We start from the raw sequence: 2,643 nt of genomic DNA, 5'->3' as shown, positions 1-2,643 counted from the left end.
ACCGTGAGGCGACCACCCACCTCGGGCCAGTGGCCTCCGAGATGGAGCGCCGTGGCCGGATCAGCGATCGAGGCGACGGAAACCGGCAGGTGATGGCCAACAACGAGCAGCGCCAAGGGCTGACTGCGCAGATCATCGACCTGAAAACCGAGCGCGAGCGCCGGGCCAAGGCGCGTCAGGTTGAAGCCCTGCCCGCGGCTGATTTGGTCAAGGCATGGGATGGGCGCAAGGCTGAGTTGTATATGGGCTACCGGCAGCGGGCAGAGCGTCTAGAGTCCCGCGTCGATCAGCAGATACAGGCCATCAGCACCAAACGACGGAACGCCGAAGCCAACCATGCGAAGAAGCGTCCAGTGGAGCCAACCGGGCTGTTGGCCGCGTTCAAGCGCAGCAGCTACGAGAAGCTCATGACTGAATGGCGCGCTACCGCCAAACGCATTAAGGCGTGGAAAGTTGGGCGGGAGAACGACCTGCGTAAGCGGCTTGAGCGTGTGCGGTGCTACCTGACACCGGGCGGCGGTTTTTCTGTGCGAGACGCCGAAAGGACACTCCAGAAGGAGCGTCCTGAGTGGGCGGCGCGGCTACCGCAGGCCCGGGATGAGGTTCAGCGTGAGAAAGAGGCCAAGAAGCAGGAGCTTCTGGCCCAAAAGCGGGAGCGGCAGGCCCTGCAGAAAGGCAGGCCGGGCCGTGGTGGCCACGGCCTCTAGGCCAGATCCAGCGGCATCTGGGTTAGTCGAGCGCGGGCCGCTTCCCATGTCTCACCAGGGCGAGCCTGTTTCGCGATCTCAGCATCTGAAATCTTCCCGGCCTTGCGCTTCGCTGGGGCCTTACCCACCGCCTTGGCGGGCTTCTTCGGTCCAAAACTGAACAACAGATGTGTGACCTTGCGCCCGGTCTTTCGCTGCGCCCACTCCACCTGTAGCGGGCTGTGCTCGTTGATCTGCGTCACGGCTGGATCAAGCACTCGCAACTTGAAGTCCTTGATCGAGGGATACCGGCCTTCCAGTTGAAACCACTCTCGCAGCTGGTCAATTTCTATTTCGCGCTGGCCGATGCTGTCCCATTGCATGAGCAGCTCGTAAAGCCTGATCGCGTGGGTGCTGTCCATCTTGGCCACGTCAGCCAAGGCGTATTTGGTGAACTGTTTGGTGAGTTCCGTCAGGTACGGCAGCATGTCTTTGGTGAACCTGAGTTCTACACGGCCCTCACCCTCCCGGTAGATGATTGTTTGCACCCAGCCGGTAATCATCACACTCGGTCTTTTCCCCTTGCCATTGGGCTCTTGGGTTAACCGGACTTCCCGCCGTTTCAGGCGCAGGGCCGCTTCTTTGAGCTGGTTGTAGGAAGATTCGATAGGGACACCCGCCATCGTCGCTATGTCCTCCGCCGTCACTGAATACATCACTTCATCGGTGACAGGCTCGCTCCTCTTCACCTGGCTAATACAGGCCAGAACGATCCGCTGTTCCTGAACACTGAGGCGATACGCGGCCTCGACCAGGGCATTGCTTTTGTAAACCATTGGGGGTGAGGCCACGTTCGACATTCCTTGTGTATAAGGGGACACTGTATCTGCGTCCCACAATACAACAAATCCGTCCCTTTACAACAACAAATCCGTCCCTTCTTAACAACAAATCCGTCCCTTAATGGCAACAAATCCGTCCCTTTTTAAACTCTACAGGCCACGGATTACGTGGCCTGTAGACGGCCTAAAAGGTTTAAAAGGGAAAAGGAAGAAAAGGGTGGAAACGCAAAAAACGCACCACTACGTGGCCCCGTTGGGGCCGCATTTGTGCCCCTGAAGGGGCGGGGGAGGCGTCTGGGCAATCCCCGTTTTACCAGTCCCCTATCGCCGCCTGAGAGGGCGCAGGAAGCGAGTAATCAGGGTATCGAGGCGGATTCACCCTTGGCGTCCAACCAGCGGCACCAGCGGCGCCTGAGAGGCCTACAGAGCGGTTGGACACCAAGGGGAGGGGCTAAGACCGATTTATCAGTCCCCTTTCCCTCGTTTCTTTCCAACGCGATAGCCCAGCAAGGCCGCCACCGTTGCCACCGTCACCCCAGCAAGCACAGCCAGTGGCGTGTAATTCACACGACGAACGCCTCGCCCCGGTTTGGTGGGCTCTGAACCATCAATCACAAACTCATCGGTTTGATTCATTGCTGCGGCTCCTGGGGCATTTTCGCCAGCTCGTACAGCAACGGAGCCAACCGCTTTTTGTCCACGTCACGGGTCACGACCTTGGCCGCCTCGTCGAGCAGCCATTTGCGGATGTTGGGCTGATGCTGGGCCGCATTGAGCAGCAGGCCGCCGAGAATGATCTTTTGCCCGTTCTCGAGCTGACGGCTTTGCTGCCGAAGTCGATTTAGCTTGGCTTCAGCTTCTGCGATTTTTTGCTCTATGGTTTGTGCCATTTTCCGGCCTCACTCAGATATGTCGTGGTACGATAACACGCAGCAAGAGAGCGAAGCGAAAGCAGCAAGTGCGCACTTACGACTCGTACCGAGTCAGCGCGCCCTGCGGGGCAAAAGCAAAAATCAGAATAAGGAGCAAAGGCCATCGCCATCTACCACGCAACCACGAAGCCGATAGCACGCCGCGACGACGGCTGACCGTCCCGCGCTGCGTGCTATCGCTGT

3 protein-coding genes and 1 pseudogene are annotated in these 2,643 nt (G+C 58.8%); 1 reads left to right on the top strand and 3 read right to left on the bottom strand.

The window, feature by feature from the left end; genetic code table 11:
* Positions 1-707: pseudogene (locus GHN86_RS23485) on the top strand (hypothetical protein); the annotation flags it as partial.
* On the opposite strand, the gene GHN86_RS22850 reads toward GHN86_RS23485, so the two are convergent.
* The 3 genes from GHN86_RS22850 to GHN86_RS22840 all read right to left on the bottom strand — a co-directional run bounded on the left by GHN86_RS22850 (position 704) and on the right by GHN86_RS22840 (position 2,418).
* Positions 704-1,537: a replication initiation protein gene (locus GHN86_RS22850; RefSeq protein ID WP_212555998.1), complete on the bottom strand. Its 834-nt coding sequence runs from the start codon at positions 1,535-1,537 to the stop codon at positions 704-706. The pseudogene GHN86_RS23485 and the gene GHN86_RS22850 overlap by 4 nt on opposite strands.
* A gap of 456 nt (positions 1,538-1,993) precedes the next feature.
* Positions 1,994-2,164, bottom strand: a complete 171-nt coding sequence (locus GHN86_RS22845; RefSeq protein WP_153338439.1) for a hypothetical protein — start codon at positions 2,162-2,164, stop codon at positions 1,994-1,996.
* The gene (locus GHN86_RS22840) at positions 2,161-2,418 is read right to left on the bottom strand and encodes a hypothetical protein (protein WP_094995346.1); all 258 of its coding nucleotides are present in this window, start codon (positions 2,416-2,418) and stop codon (positions 2,161-2,163) included. The genes GHN86_RS22845 and GHN86_RS22840 overlap by 4 nt, the downstream gene beginning before the upstream one ends.
* Positions 2,419-2,643: the final 225 nt, after the last annotated feature.

Origin of the sequence: Pseudomonas helleri (assembly GCF_009600315.1) — a bacterium.
GTDB lineage: Bacteria > Pseudomonadota > Gammaproteobacteria > Pseudomonadales > Pseudomonadaceae > Aquipseudomonas > Aquipseudomonas helleri_A.
The sequence above is the reverse complement of the archived record's forward strand: the minus strand, read 5'-3'. Positions and strand labels throughout refer to the sequence as shown.

Excerpts from the sequence above, each read along its gene's own strand:
- GHN86_RS22845 (WP_153338439.1), bottom strand. The coding sequence starts at position 2,164 with ATGAATCAAACCGATGAGTTTGTGATTGATGGTTCAGAGCCCACCAAA.
- GHN86_RS22840 (WP_094995346.1), bottom strand. The coding sequence starts at position 2,418 with ATGGCACAAACCATAGAGCAAAAAATCGCAGAAGCTGAAGCCAAGCTA.